General features: G+C 45.7%; 16 protein-coding genes, 3 tRNA genes, 1 rRNA gene and 1 pseudogene. All 21 read right to left on the bottom strand.

The window, feature by feature from the left end; all coding sequences use genetic code 11:
• Positions 1-164: 164 nt before the first annotated feature.
• Complete coding sequence (locus FGQ85_RS14320) at positions 165-920, bottom strand: PEP/pyruvate-binding domain-containing protein (protein ID WP_138373783.1); 756 nt, start codon at positions 918-920, stop codon at positions 165-167.
• Positions 921-1,434: 514 nt separating this feature from the next.
• Positions 1,435-1,626 (bottom strand): hypothetical protein, encoded by a 192-nt coding sequence (locus tag FGQ85_RS14315; RefSeq protein WP_087253112.1) that lies wholly within the window; start codon positions 1,624-1,626, stop codon positions 1,435-1,437.
• 168 nt (positions 1,627-1,794) lie between these two features.
• Complete coding sequence (locus FGQ85_RS14310; protein WP_087253110.1) at positions 1,795-2,628, bottom strand: undecaprenyl-diphosphate phosphatase; 834 nt, start codon at positions 2,626-2,628, stop codon at positions 1,795-1,797.
• A 44-nt stretch (positions 2,629-2,672) separates the two neighbouring features.
• A complete protein-coding gene (locus FGQ85_RS14305) occupies positions 2,673-3,539 on the bottom strand; it encodes an EamA family transporter (RefSeq protein ID WP_138373782.1) in 867 nt (288 codons plus the stop codon).
• Between the two features lie 21 nt (positions 3,540-3,560).
• Positions 3,561-4,177: pseudogene (locus FGQ85_RS14300) on the bottom strand (response regulator transcription factor).
• 28 nt (positions 4,178-4,205) lie between these two features.
• Complete coding sequence (locus FGQ85_RS14295) at positions 4,206-6,503, bottom strand: cation-translocating P-type ATPase (protein WP_138373781.1); 2,298 nt, start codon at positions 6,501-6,503, stop codon at positions 4,206-4,208.
• Positions 6,504-6,786: 283 nt separating this feature from the next.
• Positions 6,787-7,422 carry a hypothetical protein gene (locus FGQ85_RS14290; protein ID WP_242960238.1) on the bottom strand — a complete coding sequence of 212 codons (636 nt, stop codon included), beginning with the start codon at positions 7,420-7,422 and terminating at the stop codon, positions 6,787-6,789.
• Positions 7,415-7,813, bottom strand: coding sequence for a sensor histidine kinase (locus tag FGQ85_RS14285; protein WP_138373780.1), 399 nt, complete (start codon positions 7,811-7,813; stop codon positions 7,415-7,417). Before FGQ85_RS14285 ends, FGQ85_RS14290 begins: the two co-directional genes overlap by 8 nt.
• Before the next feature lie 2 nt (positions 7,814-7,815).
• A complete protein-coding gene (locus FGQ85_RS14280; RefSeq protein ID WP_171027980.1) occupies positions 7,816-8,160 on the bottom strand; it encodes a YfhO family protein in 345 nt (114 codons plus the stop codon).
• A gap of 161 nt (positions 8,161-8,321) precedes the next feature.
• Positions 8,322-8,393: transfer RNA gene (locus FGQ85_RS14275), tRNA-Cys, on the bottom strand.
• Positions 8,394-8,447: 54 nt separating this feature from the next.
• Positions 8,448-8,519: transfer RNA gene (locus FGQ85_RS14270), tRNA-Glu, on the bottom strand.
• A gap of 73 nt (positions 8,520-8,592) precedes the next feature.
• Positions 8,593-9,216: a DUF47 family protein gene (locus FGQ85_RS14265; RefSeq protein ID WP_087169139.1), complete on the bottom strand. Its 624-nt coding sequence runs from the start codon at positions 9,214-9,216 to the stop codon at positions 8,593-8,595.
• A gap of 21 nt (positions 9,217-9,237) precedes the next feature.
• A complete protein-coding gene (locus tag FGQ85_RS14260; protein ID WP_087169138.1) occupies positions 9,238-10,290 on the bottom strand; it encodes an inorganic phosphate transporter in 1,053 nt (350 codons plus the stop codon).
• A gap of 245 nt (positions 10,291-10,535) precedes the next feature.
• A complete protein-coding gene (locus FGQ85_RS14255) occupies positions 10,536-10,826 on the bottom strand; it encodes a hypothetical protein (RefSeq protein ID WP_138373778.1) in 291 nt (96 codons plus the stop codon).
• Positions 10,827-10,970: 144 nt separating this feature from the next.
• A complete protein-coding gene (locus FGQ85_RS14250) occupies positions 10,971-11,507 on the bottom strand; it encodes a response regulator transcription factor (protein ID WP_243128576.1) in 537 nt (178 codons plus the stop codon).
• A 32-nt stretch (positions 11,508-11,539) separates the two neighbouring features.
• Positions 11,540-12,673 carry a glycerate kinase gene (locus tag FGQ85_RS14245; RefSeq protein ID WP_087255606.1) on the bottom strand — a complete coding sequence of 378 codons (1,134 nt, stop codon included), beginning with the start codon at positions 12,671-12,673 and terminating at the stop codon, positions 11,540-11,542.
• A gap of 74 nt (positions 12,674-12,747) precedes the next feature.
• Positions 12,748-13,086, bottom strand: coding sequence for a hypothetical protein (locus FGQ85_RS14240; RefSeq protein WP_138373777.1), 339 nt, complete (start codon positions 13,084-13,086; stop codon positions 12,748-12,750).
• A 61-nt stretch (positions 13,087-13,147) separates the two neighbouring features.
• A complete protein-coding gene (locus FGQ85_RS14235) occupies positions 13,148-13,804 on the bottom strand; it encodes a nitroreductase (RefSeq protein WP_347563105.1) in 657 nt (218 codons plus the stop codon).
• A 309-nt stretch (positions 13,805-14,113) separates the two neighbouring features.
• Complete coding sequence (locus FGQ85_RS14225) at positions 14,114-15,463, bottom strand: RNA-binding domain-containing protein (RefSeq protein ID WP_138373776.1); 1,350 nt, start codon at positions 15,461-15,463, stop codon at positions 14,114-14,116.
• 275 nt (positions 15,464-15,738) lie between these two features.
• Positions 15,739-15,811 (bottom strand) — tRNA-Asn (locus FGQ85_RS14220).
• Between the two features lie 111 nt (positions 15,812-15,922).
• Positions 15,923-16,105, bottom strand: a 23S ribosomal RNA gene (locus tag FGQ85_RS14215); the annotation flags it as partial.

Raw genomic sequence — 16,105 nt, 5'->3', positions numbered from 1 at the left:
CCTGACGGACCATCTGTCGGCAGGGGAATCCCATTCAATTTGTCATGATTGAATTATTAACACAAAGTGAGGAAAATGTCAATTTATCTCTTTACTGATTTAAAATCTGCATAAACTCCTCTTACAGTACCGGACATACGGTTTTCATATCCGTACCGTCTGTTTCATTTACGGTCAGGAAAAGTCCGTCTGGTCTCAGGGCGCAACAGACCGCACAAAGTTTCCCCGGTCTGTTCATTATTCCAGTACCACAAATCTTCCGGCTCCGTCACCCGGAACATACCTGAAAGCACCTTCCGGTCCGGACAGATCTTCGGGAAAAGATCCTCCAGCCCGGCAAACAGTTCTTCATTATAATACTCCGTTCTGTCATCGCCCCACAGCGCACAGTAGAATATCCCCGTCTCAACCATATCCTGGAACATATGGCTTCCGTAACTCAGCTCCGGCATATATCCCGCACGGCTGTCCGAGACTTCACAGATTCCCCGGAATCCGGAAATCTGTGCAAAGCTCACCGGCACTCCCAGTTCCGGTGAAGAAGTTCCCACCCTTCCCGGCGTCATAAGTAGGATCTTCTTTCCTTTCCCTCTGTACCATGCATTGACCGCGCCCACTGCCTCCGCCGCCTGAGACTTGAGCGCATAAGGATATTCATAGTAGGCTTTCGCATCGATCTGTATGACCACATCGATCTTCTCCCTCTCCGAAGTCCCCATGGCGGAATCTCTGAGACGGAAAAAGCAGTCCTTCTCCGGCAGTCCTGGAATCCCGGTAATGCTTCCCTTCTCCCCCGTATAGAGCGGCCGGCACTGGAGAAGGTTGACTACGAACTCGCCTTCTTCATTCAGATTGACTGTATACTCAATATCCACCGGATTGCCGTAGACCTGACCTAGTGTTTTCAGTACGTTCTGCATAAGACCGGTAAACTCCCTGTTCTCAAGAAGTCCCTATAACTAAAAACAGCGAAAATGATATGCTGTCCTTCCTGACAGGAAATCTGATCCTCAGGACAATACGAAGTTAACCTCTTTCTTTATCATAATTATTTTCTGTCTATTCTGGTTTTTTTATTTTATATGGATTTTTTTCTGACTTCATATTGACACATCCCGATTTATGAGTTATTATTAAGACATCAAAAGAAAAGGAGGACGGACCACCAAAAACATAAGTTCAACATTTAAATTTTAAAGAAACGAGGTATAGTCCAATGGCAAAGTAATCGAAATATTATTGAAAACACTATTCAGAAAGGATAGTTTTAAATAGATATCAATTAAACAAGGAGGAAAGACCCATGGATGGAATAGGTAAATAATCCACTGTACGAATGCGAAATCGATACAGTGGATTTTTATTGCCCTCTTATATATTTTTACTTTACACAAAAAGGTGATTATTGAAAAGCCATCGGACCTCGGCAGATTTTCAACATGCCAAAGTTTCCCGTCCTTTCATCAGAACTTCGATATAATGGTCGAAATCTACATCATTTTGTTTTTTCAATATCTCAATATAACTTTCCTTGATGTGATCTGCCGCGATATCCGTTGCATCCGGCATTCCCATGGCATCCCCCAATGCCATACCAAACAAAGCACCTGCAATCTTATTTTTCATTCCGCCACCTCCATGCTCTATTGCAATTGCAACTTACTTTTTGTCCTGTATCAATTGAACAAAATGACTGCATTTTTCATAAACGGTTATTAACTACAGAACAAAGTTTCCTGTTTAATAAAATATTGCCCGGTACAAACCGGGCAACACAAAAAATCTGTTTTTTTATTATACCTGAATCACTCCTGCCATGCTGCAGAGCAGGACGATAATTCCAAGAACAATCCGGTACCATCCGAAGGCCTGGAAGTCATGCTTTTTGATGTAGTCCATCAGGAAACGAATAACTACGATAGACACAAGAAAGGCGGTAATCATACCGACCGCAAGCACCAGCAGTTCGGATCCGCTAAAGGCAAATCCATACTGAAGAACTTTTAAAAGGCTTGCGCCAAGCATAACCGGAACCGCAAGGAAGAAAGTAAATTCGGATGCCGCTTTTCTTGATACACCGATAAGCAGGGCGCCGACAATCGTGGCACCGGACCGGGAGGTTCCAGGAAAGATTGCCGCAATCAGCTGGAAGACTCCGATGATCAGCACAGCCGAAATTGTCAGATCCTCCACTGTCTTCATCCGCGGTCTTTTCCCTTTATTCCAGCGTTCAATCACGATGAACGCAATACCAAAGACAATCAGGGCAATCGCAACCGGAACTGCATGATAGAACATTGCTTCAAATACATCATCAAACAGAATCCCGATCACAGCCGCCGGAATGCAGGCCAGAAGGATCTTTCCCCAGAGGATCATTTTCTCCATTTCGATTACCGGTCTGTTTTTGTCTTTAAACTGAAACGGGAACAGCTGGTTCCAGAACTGCAGTACGACCGCAAAAATCGCGCCAAGCTGAATCACAACAAGAAAGACATTGACAAAGTCCGCGCTTCCTTTCAGCTTGACAAACTCGTCCAGAAGGATCATGTGTCCTGTACTGCTGACAGGAAGCCATTCCGTGATTCCCTCCACAATTCCAAACAAAACTGCTTTTATAATTTCCATTTATTTTCTCCTTGTTTCTTTTTTGATTGATTCTTTTTCAGGTATCAAAGTGCTGCCATGGCAATCGTGCCTGCAGTCAGCAGAACCAGTCCTGCCGCCGCTTTCCTGCTGAGCTTTTCTCCAAATACAAAGTAGGAAAATACAACAGTCACAAGCACGCTCAGCTTGTCAACAGGAGCCACAATACTGGCCGGGCCTTCCTGAAGAGCCCGGTAATAGCAGAGCCATGAAGCTCCTGTAGCGATCCCGGAGCAACAGATAAAGATCAGCTCTATTTTCGGAATCTGCCGGACTTCCTGCTGCTGTTTCCGGATTCCCACCATAAGCCAGGCCATCACAAGCACCACACAGGTACGGATTGCTGTGCCGAGATTGGATTCCACGCCGGAGATCCCGACCTTTCCGAGGATCGCCGTAAGACTTGCAAATACTGCGGATCCTGCCGCATAGAGAATCCAGCCTGCACCGCCCCTGGAATCTTTAATCTCCACATCCTTTTTCTCGATCATCAGAAAAATTCCGGCCGCAATCACAATTACCGCTGCCGCTTTCGGAATTGAGATTCCTTCCTGCAGAAAGATCAGGGCAAGCAGGATTGTCAGCACTGTACTGGACTTGTCAATCGGAACAACCTTGTTGATATCCCCTGTCTGCAGCGCCTTAAAATAACAGAGCCACGATGCTCCCGTGGCCGCGCCGGACAGAATCAGAAAGACAAGCGTTCTCGCATCAATCACTGAAATCTCATCTGCCGATCCTACAATTCCTACAATCACCCACGAAAAAATCAGGATCACGATCGTCCGTACCGCTGTGGCTACAGTAGAATCGGTTTTCCTGATTCCGCATTTTGCCAGAATGGACGTGACCCCCGCAAAAAAAGCAGAACCCACAGCATACAAAAGCCACATCAGACATTCCTTCTTTCTCTATCAGGATTCCCGGTCATTTAACCGGTAACCAGCACCCCACACCGTCTCGATGATCTTCGGATTTCTGGCATCATCCTCAATTTTCTCTCTCAGACGGTTCACATGAACCGATACCGTCGCCGCATCGGATACATACTCAAATCCCCATATCTTTTCAAAAAGTTCTTCTTTTGAAAACACGATATTTGGATTTTCTGCAAGGAACCGATGCAGCTCAAACTCCCGGTTCGGGATTTTCAGTTCTACACCATGTTTCCATACTTTCCAGGTCTTTGGCTCGATCACCACGTCCTGGATCGTGATCTTATCTCCCTTGTTCCGCTCCTCCCTGCCGCGCCCGGATGTCAGCCGTTCGTACTGCTTCAGATGGGAGCGTACCCGCGCCACCAGCTGAGACGGATCAAAAGGTTTTGTAATATAGTCATCAGCACCCAGTCCGAGGCCGCGGATCACATCCACGGCCTCGGTGCAGGCTGTCACCATCAGGATCGGAATATCGATCTGATCCCGGATCTCCCGTCATCTAACAACACGGTTTCATATCCATTGCTCTCCAGATAATCTTTTTCCAGCCAGGCAATTTTTTCATCATCCTCCACAATCAGAATCTTCGTCATATCAGTTCCTCCTATGGGAAACATATCTCTATTTCATTTTTGCCTTCCGCAGCTGCTCCAGAATCAGAATCACCGCAAAGCAGACAGCTGCGCCGATCAGAACCGTGACCGCCATCGGCATGGTAACTGCGACAATCTCAAGCAGAGACGGGAACAGTGCAAGAGCCAGGAACGTACCGCCGACCATGGTCACGCAGACAAACAGTCTGAGCGGAGTAAGCGGGATACAGCTCTTGATCACTGCCAGCATGGAAATCAGAATCAGCAGAAGATACATCACCGTCTGTCTTTCCTCAGTGCCAAACGGCGCAAGCAGCGTAAATACCGCAATCATACATGCAACCGTAATACCAAACGGTGCGGCATGGGAAAGTGCCGTCGGGAGGAATTTCCCGCGGATTCTCCTTATATCCGACTCCACAATCGATACGAAGGACGGATATGCCTCGATGCAGGCATCGATCAGCGTGATCTGAATCGGAATAAACGGGAACGCCTTATTCGTGATCAGACAGAAAAACGATACCAGTACAGAATAGATCGTCTTGATAAAGAATACCTGCGCTGTTCTCGTTACGTTGTTGATGACCTTCCGGCCTTCCATCACAACATGCGGAAGGTTCGTAAAGTCGGAATCCAGAAGCACTATCTGCGCAATCTGGCGGCTTGCGTCACTTCCGTCCGCAACTGCAATCGAGCAGTCCGCCTCACGCAGTGCCAGCAGGTCATTGACTCCATCGCCTGTCATCGCCACCTGATGGCCCTGACGCTTCAGCGCCAGCACAAGCTCCTGCTTCTGCTTCGGCGTCACTCTGGCAAAAACAGCATATCTCCGGCAGAGCATATCATAATCCAGATCTTCGCCAAGTGTGGACAGATCGATGGCATCTTCCCATCTCTCCAGTCCGGCACGTTTTGCAATCATCGATACCGTCTTTACATGGTCTCCGGAAATAACTTTGACATCCACGCCCTCTCTCTTAAAGAACGCAAGCGTCTCCTCGGCATTCTTCCGGATCGTATCTTCCAGAATCACACTGTAAACCGGACGGATTCCCGCCGGCAGCTCATTATCATTCTCCCACGTCTGTCCGGAATATCCGATAATAATCACTCTTCGTCCTTTTTCCAGCTCACACTCCAGATTCTCCGGAAGATTTCCCATCAACCGCTCCGGCGCGCCCACAAAAATACTTCCCGCACCTTCAAAACTGATGCATCCCCATTTTCTCTTCGAAGAGAACGCGATCTTGTGAACCGGACGGTACGCCGCTTTCGGCTCAAACTTTTCTTTCAGCGCCTGAAACGTCGCATTGTTGTCATCACTGGCGGCCATATAAGACTGCACAAGCGCATCCATCTCGCCGCCCGGCAGATCCGTCAGCGGAATCACCGAATGGACTCTCAGCTTTCCATCTGTGATCGTCCCTGTCTTGTCCAGACAAATGGTATCCACATGTGCAAGCGTCTCCAGTGAATAAATATTCTGCACAAGAATTTTCATTCTCGCAAGCCGAATGACACCGGCTGCCAGAGAAACAGATATCAGAAGAACAAGTCCCTTCGGAAGCATACCAAGAAGTGCCGCCGAAGAAGAAATCACCGCCTCATCAACCGGAGTATTTCTAAGGAAATACGCTTCCAGGAACAGGATAATTCCAAGCGGGATAATCAGAAAACTCGTAAATTTCGTCACTTTCCGCATGGAACCAAGAAGCTCCGAATGAATCTGCTTTTCCTGCTTTACTTCATTTGCAAGTTTCGTCGCATAGTTTTCATTCCCGACATGGGTTACTCTCGCATACGCCTTACCGGAAATAACAGAACTTCCCGAAAAAAGCTCCGCTCCCTGTTCCTTGACAACAGCATCACTCTCACCGGTCAGAAGAGACTCATTGACCTCAAGCATCCCATCCACAACGACCGCATCATTACAGATCTGATTACCGCTGGCAAGCACCATCAGATCATCCTTTACGATCTCTTCCATCTCCACGGTCATTTCCCGGTTATCCCTGCGCACACGCACAGTCGGACGGTTCAGAATCGACAGCTCGTCCACAAGCTTCTTCGCCTTGAACTCCTGCGCAATCCCAATCACAATATTCAGAATAATAATCGCGATGAACAGCATATTCGAATATGCCCCCACCAAAAACAGCAGCACCGCAATTAAAAAGTTCAGAAAGTTGAACAACGTACAAAGATTCTCCCGCACAATCTGCGGCTTCGTTTTCGTAATCTTTGCGGCTCCGGTACCACCCTCACCACGGGCCTTCCGTTCCTCCACTTCCCGGGCCGACAGCCCAGACAGATTCTCACTCATCACACTACGCCTCCTGCACTACTTTTCTCTCTCAAAGACTAGCATCTTCGACTAAACAAATTTTTATGAATTCTTAAACAATTTCTAAACTCTTCCCGTGTCCTCTCCACTCCCGTCAGAAGCACACTCACACGGAATTCTATCATAACAGAAATCATACAAAAATGCAATTTCAACCACATTATATCAGCCAAAAACCATACATACAACAATTATCGGGGACGTGTTCCGACGCGTCGGAACCTGTCCCCGATGAAAAAAATCTGAAAATTCGTGTTTCCCCTTATTTTATGCGGGTTTTGAGCGTTTTTTGCTCATTTACGTCGTGTACCTGTGCATCGGAACACGTCCCCGATGAAATGAGTTTGCTGCCTTTTTCGCAGATTTCGTAAATCTCGTCGTATTTTTCTTCTATGAGTGGTGAGATTTTTTCTGTTTGTCTGCGTACTCCTTTTTTGTAAAGGAAGTACGGCAGAATCCAGCCCAGGAATCCTGGAATGGCGAGAAGGATGCACAGTACGATGTGCGGCGGGTTTGCTGTGACAGCGAATGTTGATCCTGCCATAAATGCGGTTCCTATGATTCCGGTTGTGATTGCAACGATGGATGGAAGTGAGGTTTTTTCTTTTTCCAGATGCCGGATTTCTTCTACATAGGCTTCGAAATTTCTTTGTAGTCTGGTGAGTTCCATCTTATTGATAATCTTCCGGTCCCGTTTCATCCGGATGATGCTTTTTCTGTGATGATGGGATTTTGTATGTGATCCGTAGTATTCCATACGGATATCCTGTACATTTTCATCGATTTCCCATCCGAAATTCATGTATCCGTCTATTAAAAATGAGATTTGCCCCGGCTCTGCTACTACTTGTTTATATTCGTATCCGATGAACCGGTTGTTTTCTTTGTTTTCATTCATTGTTTCGTTCCACCTCCGCCTGTTCTCTGGTTTGTTCTGCTTTTGGAAGAATCACCTTAAATGTGCTTCCTTTTCCTTCTTCGCTTTTGACGGAGATTTCCCCGTCCATGAGTACAAGGACGCGTTTTACAAGTGCAAGCCCCAGCCCGTTTCCTTCTTTGGAATGGGATGTGTCTCCCTGATAAAATTTATCGAAAATGTGGCGCACACTTTCCCGGCTCATGCCACATCCGGCGTCGCGGATTTCTACTTCCACCACTTTGTCCCTTGTTTTCTGCCGGATCATCACGCTTCCTCCCGGCTCTGTAAATTTGATTGCTTTGGATATCAGGTTGTTCCAGACGAGCTCCATCAGGCTCGGATCTGCCTGTACCAGTACGCGTTCCTCCACATCTACTTCCAGCTCCAGATCTTTCCGGTCCCACAAAGGATCAAAAAGTTGAACGGACTGCTGAGATAATAGGAAAACAGACTGTAAAAACTATATCCCATCGCATGGCCGGAAAATGTCCACCATACTCCCTGTCCGATCTGATGCAGAAATTCTTCATAAAAGCCCAGATACTGGTGTACACCATCTATGATCAGCGCCGATCTGGACCCAAACGTAAATATGCCCACTGCTGCAAATCCGATACAACAGGTCAGAACAGGAAAGAAAAAAGCGGCCAGCAGACTGTGTATCTGCTTCTGTCTGTTATCCGTTACACTTTTAATCCGGCAATCTCTGGCTTTCACTGTAATTCCTCCGTAATAAGAGTTTTTCTCTCACTTGTTTCTGATGTGTAGTCTAACGGATAGATCTAATAACTTCATATGGATTTTTTAAACAATTTTTGAATATTAAGAAATGATAATCAGAAAATAGAAAAAAGCCCGTAAATACGGGCTCTTTAGAGAGGCGCAGACCGGATTTGAACCGGTGAATCGAGGTGTTGCAGACCTATGCCTTACCACTTGGCTACTGCGCCGTACACTATATTATATTATCATATTTTCTGAAAAATGCAAGCATTTTTCAAAAATGACTCCGACGGGAATCGAACCCGTGTTACCGCCGTGAAAGGGCGATGTCTTAACCGCTTGACCACGGAGCCTTATTTCTTGGCACCGCTATCGCAGTGCCGAGAATTATATTATCATACCCTCTCAAAAAAAGCAAGCCTTTTTTTAAGAATTTTTCATAACTACACTTTCTACCACATCTGCGGCATGTTCACATGTATCCGCGCACCGCTCAAGATAGATGTAGATCTCTCTCCATGCTATGATATGCAGCGGATTCTGGCACTCGGCATGGAGCTTCCGCATGCTCTTCATAAAGCAGCGGTCCGCCTCTTCTTCCAGGTCATTAATCTGGATAATGACTTCTTTCAGCTTTTTGGAATGCCGGAAATCTGCAAACTCTTTTGTAAGCTCTGTCACCTTTTCACAGCAGCGGATAATAATATCCAGCATCTGAAGGGCATCATCTTCAATCTCAGTGATATTATTCATATAGATTCTCAGGAGCACATCCTCAATCTTGTCTGTGATATCGTCAATCCGCTGGCTCAGAGCAATGATGTCCTCTCTTTCAATCGGAGGGATAAACTCTTTTGCAAGTCTGTCCAGCATATCGTGCTTTTTCATGTCCGCACTGTTTTCTATCTTGTGCATCTCGTCCAGATACTCCTCCAGCTTTTCCGGTCTGAAGTCTCTGAGAATTCCTACAAGCATATGTCCCGCCTGACAGGAAATTTCCGCACAGGCTGTAAATGTTTCAAAATAAAATGAATCCCGATTCTTTGCCATTTTTACTTCCTCCTACTTCTTCTAAAAGAGTGCCATGAACAGCTTTGCTATGACAAAACTGATCAGTCCGCATCCCGGGAACGTAAATACCCAGGTCAGCATCATGTCCTTTACTACGCCGAAATTGATTGCGGAAAGTCTTTTTACCGCGCCGACGCCCATAATTGCGCTGGTCTTTGTATGTGTTGTGGAAACCGGAATTCCAAACACACTGGAAAGCAGCAGACAGAACGCGCCTGCAAGGTCCGCTGAAAATCCCTGGAACTTCTCAAGCTTGACCATATCCATTCCGACAGATTTTATAATCTTCTCACCGCCTACGCTTGTCCCGATTCCCATAACGGCACTGCAAAGCAGCATCAGCCATATCGGAATCCCCATGCCTTCCACACTGGACTGTCCGTTGCAGAAAGCGATTCCAAGAAACAGCACACCGATAAATTTCTGTCCATCCTGCGCTCCGTGCATAAAGCTCATAAATGCCGCGCCGAAAATCTGTGCGCCTTTAAAAAATGACGATGTCCTGCGCCGGTCCATAGATGCGCAGAGAGCCGCAATCACCTTGCAGATGATCCAGCCCGAAAAAAATCCGAGCGCCAGACTCAGTACAAGTCCGTAAAGCACCTTAACCCATTCCGCGCCGTTTACACCGGACAATCCGTTCTGAATCGCAATCGCCGCGCCGGTAAGTCCGGCAATAAGGCTGTGGCTTTCGCTGGTAGGAATTCCAAAAACAGAAGCCGCAACACTGTATACAACAATGGAAAACAATGCCGCGCAAAGAGCTACCAGCGCCTTGTCTGTCTCTCCTCCAAAGTCCACCATATTGCTGATTGTGGACGCAACCGAGCTGTTGATCCCGGTCATCACAAGTACTCCAAGGAAATTAAAGACAGCGCTCATCATAATTGCAGGCCTCACCCGCATACACCTTGTGGCAATACAGGTGGCAATCGCGTTCGGTGCATCCGTCCATCCGTTTACGAAAATGACCCCCATTGTAAGAAGCACGGTGATCAAAAGTACCGGATTTGACGTGACCTGCTGAAAAAAGCTGAAAAATGAAACATCCATAAGTCTCTTCCTTTACCCATCCTTTTCTTCTTTTAATAAATTTCGACTGTATACTTTTCATGAGCTTTCTATTTGATTTTTTCTTTACACAGTCTTAACTCAAATATAACATTGCGCCCGTTCTCTTACAAGAATTTTTCATATGGTAAGATCTACAAAAAAAATGCGTTAAATCGAAAGTTTTTATCACTTTCGACTTAACACACATTTTCTGTCCCGTTTCAAACAAACTTCCCATTTCAGGGTCATGAAATCACGTGAAATGTTTTCCACTTTCCTCTCCTGAACCGTACCTGGAACACGACTGTTCTGCTCAGCCAGTCCATACACATGGCAAGCGCAATCACCAGCGAGCTCTTCATCAACCGTTTAAAGTACTGTTCTGCCTGTTCGATATCGCCCGCACCCATGCACTGGCTGACAATAAACGTATCCGAAAGCCCCACCAGCATCAGCATCAGCAAAAACTGCTCCATCACGAGGGGGAGTATCATATTTCTCAGCTGCTTATTTGTAAATAATAGTTTCTGCTCCAAGCCTCTCTCTCATTTCTTATATTCGATATCGGTCAAAGACCGAAGAATCCTCAAATAAGTATAGTGCCTCTCACCGGCTCTGTCCAATACCTGTATAAAATAGCCGGGAATACCCAAAAGGCATCCCCGGCTGTTCAATAGGATTTACTTTTTAAACCAATACCCGACTCCCCATACAGTCTGTGTATACTGCGGGTCGGACGGGTCATCTTCTATTTTCTCTCTCAATTTATTGATATGTACCGTGACTGTCGACATGTCTCCTACAGCTTCTGTTCCCCAGACATGGTCAAAAATCCGCTCTCTTGTAAAGACGATATCCGGATTTCCGGCCAGAAACAAAAGAAGCCTGAATTCCCGTCCTGTAAGTTCCAGCTTGTTTTTCCCTTTATATACGCGGTAAGATCCCGGATAGATTCTTAGCTGGCCGGTAGAGATTACTTCTTCCTTTCTTCCGGCTTTCAGCGTCTTATGGATTTGCATATGCGCTTTTATCCGGGCCGTCAGCTCTGCAGGGCTGAACGGCTTTACAATATAGTCATCCGCCCCGAGCCCGAGCCCTTTGATTTTATCTATATCCTCTTTTTTTGCAGTGACAAGAAGAATCGGAACATCGGATTGAGCCCTGATCGCTCTGCAGATATCAAACCCGCTTTTTCCCGGCAGCATCAGATCCAGCAATACGGCAAAATATTCTCTTTTCCGGATATTTTCTAACCGCAGATCAGCCGGAATACCTGTTCGACAGCCAGTTCCATATTTTTCCGGGCCCGCTCCGGCTCCATTGCTTCTTCCAGAGTAGTAATTCCTCTGACAATCGGGAAAAATGCGTCAATCCCCGCCTCATTGCAGGCCCCTGCATCGTCTGTCACGCTTCCTGCAAAAGCAATGACTTTTTTCCCGTATTTTTTCGCAAGTTTCGCCACACCCACTGGTACCTTTCCCATCGCGGTCTGCGAATCCAGTCTTCCCTCGCCGGTAATCACAAGATCCGCGTCGCGGATCTCTTCTTCCAGACCGACTGCTTCCATAATGATATCAATACCCGGTTTTAGGACCGCATCCGGCATATAGCTGATAAAAGCAAATCCGAGTCCTCCCGCGGCTCCTGCCCCTTCTTCCTCACTATGGTCTTTTCCCAGATACATTTTTGTCATCCCTGCATAATGCTTCATCTTCTCGTCCAGAACCGCTCTTTCTTCCGCCCTGACTCCCTTCTGCGGGCCATATACATATACCGCACCGTTTTCACCGCAAAGCGGATTTTTCACATCACACGCAATCCGGAAGGAACATTCCTTGAGTTCCGGCATTGCCAGGCTTGTGTCAATTCTGACGATCCGGTCAAGTTCACCGATCCCTCCGGCGATCTGTCTTCCTTCCGCATTCAGAAATCGGTACCCAAGCGCCTGAAGCATCCCTGCTCCCCCGTCTGTCGTCGCACTGCCCCCGATTCCGATAATGAATTTTCTTCCTCCTTTTTCCACTGCATCCCGAATCATCTCTCCTACGCCAAAACTTGTGGCATTCCACGGATCCAGACTGTCCGGATGAATAAGCGTGATTCCGGCCGCCTCCGCCATCTCCATCACAATCGTCTCTCCATCCGGCAGTATCCCGTATTTTGCTGTTACATGCTTCCCGTCCGGCCCTGTCACACGGACTTCACGGTATTCTCCACCCAGTCCTTCGATCATGCTTTCCGTTGTTCCCTCTCCTCCGTCCGCTACAGGTTTTATGACAACATCCGCCCGGCATACCTTTCTGATTCCGGCCTTTGCCGCCGTTCCCGCCTCTATGGAACCAATGCTCCCTTTCATCGAATCAATCGCTGCTACAACTTTCATATCATTCCTCCTGCCAAAGAAAGCATGCATCCCCGGCATTCAGGATCCATGCTTCCTTCTTTTCATTTATAGTATTATCTTACCAGACAAGGCTTCTTCGGGTCAAATTTCCATCCAGTCACTGAGCAGTCACCGCCAAAAACAATCACTTTGTCAGGTGCCTTTTCCTGTAAAATATCTCTTGTTTCTCTCATTTGGCGCCGCAGAATATCTCCGCCATCAATTCCATCCACTTTGTTCAGATCATTGTCAAAAGCTGTATCAACATGTATTCTGACTGTTTCAGCTTCCGGATCAGGAGGGGCTATACGCTCCAAAAGTTCCGAACCGAATACATAGTCTGGATTTACACCTCCCTGCCACTGGGGAATCACCATTCTCAATGTAGATGTTTTTTCTGATCTTGCACTCATATTTGTCACCTCTTACACTTTTCTATAAAGCTGATGATCTACTCTAAATATTTGATATGATTTAATCTATATAATACACCCAGTTTTCTTTTCTCGGCGGTGTTTTCGGGTAATTACCCTTTACATATCCAAGTACGCAGTGGCCGATACCTTCATATTCGCCTTCAATTCCCAAAGATTTAAGAATCTCCAGTCCTTCCGGACGTTCAAATTCCTCTTTTGCCCTGTGGATCCAACAGCTTCCTATCCCTAATGAATGCGCTGCAAGCATAAGATTTCCCATCACAAGGCTTCCATCATAAACACGATTCACCCAGTTTTTATCTGCAAGAACGATCAATACGACTGGTGCCCCATAGAATGGATCGCTTTTTGTTCCCATGATTTCTGCGTTTAACCGGGAAAGTTTATCACGCATCTCTTTATTCGTTACCGCAATAATGATCGGCGACTGTTTATTCATCCCTGTAGCCGCATATGTACCTGCTTTAATAATCTGATCGATCACATCTTTCGGAACCATATCAGGTTCAAATTTACGGATACTTCTACGTGTTTCCATCAAAGTTAGTAATTCTTTATTGTCTGCTATAAATTCCATCACGTTTTTTAGGGTATAGACTGGATCGTCGTCGGGTAAACTCAATTCGAAGAAACTGAAGTTAATTTTTTGTTGCCCAATTTCAAAAAAATCGTTATAATAATCTTGTTTTAGCATAGTTCCATTATAACATGGAACGGAGAGGAAGATGGTTGTCGTTAGCCATCTTTTTCTCTTTTTAGAGGATAAATTTCAGGGGCAGATGTGACTCGTATGAGTCACATCTGCCCCTGATTTGGACTATCTATTTCCCGATAACCCCTTTGTGAGCTCCCCCTGTTGGACTTGAACCAACGACACTGTGGTTAACAGCCGCATGCTCTACCACGCGAGGCGGTCGCATACCGGAAAACGTATCCGCTTTTTATCGCCTCGAATGATCCTGTTGCGTATGGTGGAGAACCGTTACATTGTATCACTCTCTCTTTATTTTATAATAGTATAGTTCGTTCTTCTCGCTTTCCCATTCTGCTTTAGCAGATTATTTTTCACCATTTTTCTGAGAGTTCTGGAAGCTGTCGACGCACTCACCTCAAGTAAACTGATCACATCATTTTTAGTAATAACGCCATGCTCCCGGACATATTCCAAAATTTTTTCTTCTGCTTCACTTAATGAGGCTTCTGTCTCCATGATAGAATTTGTATCTGTTTTTGTCGTCCACACAGAAGAATTTTCTAACATATATTTTGCATTAACATTTGGAAGTATGATCTTAAAAGTATTTTTCGTAGTTTGAATCTCAGGCTTTTCCTTCATGCCTTCATATGCTTTCATAATTTTTTCCATTCCTGTACCGTAAGCCTCTATTAAATGAAGCCGATAAAATACATTTGCAAGATCCTGGTTTCTGCAAACAGAAATTCCCTCCATTATATCTTCCAGTTCAATTCCCGGCATCAGTCCGCCAATAGAAACAAGCTCAATTCTATCTTCATAAATTCTGATAAACGCACTAGCGCTGAACGAATAATCTCGATGGACCAGTAGATTTAAAAGTGATTCCCTCACCGCGATTTCCGGGTAATCTCTGACATCAATTCTCCGCAGCTTCTCTATCGTCGCACGGGTCTGATTACGAAAATCAATAAAATCGTACACTTCATTCATCTGCTTCATTAATGATCCGCTGAACTCCCGACGGTCCTTAAAAATCGTCTGATCCTTTCCCTGAAAGACAGCAGCCTTAATCGTATGCACGCACTGATCAGATAGAAGCAGTGCTAAATTACTGTAAAGATTGTCCTGATCAATCAGTTTTAGAGTACGCATTTGTTGTGGACCAAATTCTACTTTGCGAAGCTCAAATTCCTTTTTTACAGCTTCAAATGTAAGCTCCTGGTTTAAACTCCTCATCGCCTCGAATCGGTCTCCATCCGTTTCCTTAATCATACGAAGTATAGCCGTATCTGTGGCAGGCACAGACGAATATCCCTGTCTGACATATACTCCTTCCGGGCGCATCCCTTTTTTAGCGAGATAATACGGCCGATCTGTTCCGCGCTGAATATCCACAACAACGATTTTCTTCCCCGCTTCCTCTATTGTTTCATAATGAAGGAACATCGTCACATCCGGCTTAATTGCATCCCTCACCATATTGCTGACCTGTAGAGAGACTCTGTCGGGATCATCAAGCCCAACTACTTCTCCATTATCCCGAACACCTATATACAATCTGCCGCCGTTGCAGTTGGCAAAAGCAATGATTTCTTTTTTGATTTCATCTACAACAATTTCTTTTAGCTCTACAGTCTCACTTTCTCGAAAAAGCATACTGCCATCTCCTTTATTTTGTTCAATGGACATATTATAATAAATCGCGCCAATCGTGTCAATATATTTGACCCGATTATGACGCGATTTAACCTGATTATGACGCGATTTGACCTGATACTGCTATTATTCTCAAAAGATGTGTAAAATATAAGCTTTCTATTCTAACCATGCTATGACAGGATTGACGCGATAAACACACCTTTCTGACAACCACCACAAAAAGTTTCAGAATAAATAAAGCCCGTAAACATTAAATTTACGGGCTTTGCAAGCTCCCCCTGTTGGACTTGAACCAACGACACTGCGGTTAACAGCCGCATGCTCTACCGACTGAGCTAAGGAGGAATATTTTAGATACAAAGAAACACACCTTTTCAGGTGTTTCCTTTTGTGTACCTTCAAAACCACATATAAGTCCACGTTTCTGTCATCCTGCTTTTTCCTATCCACCATTCCTTGGTTATGCCCTCGACCTATTAGTAACAGTCAGCTCCATGCATTACTGCACTTCCACCTCTGCCCTATCTACCTCGTCGTCTTCAAGGGGTCTTACTACTTGCGTATGGGATATCTCATCTTGAGGGGGGCTTCACGCTTAGATGCCTTCAGCGTTTATCCCTTCCCGGCTTGGCTACCCTG

This window comes from Pseudoflavonifractor sp. BSD2780061688st1 E11 (genome assembly GCF_005844125.1).
GTDB lineage: Bacteria > Bacillota > Clostridia > Lachnospirales > Lachnospiraceae > Sellimonas > Sellimonas catena.
This window is presented reverse-complemented; position numbering and strand designations above follow the sequence as displayed.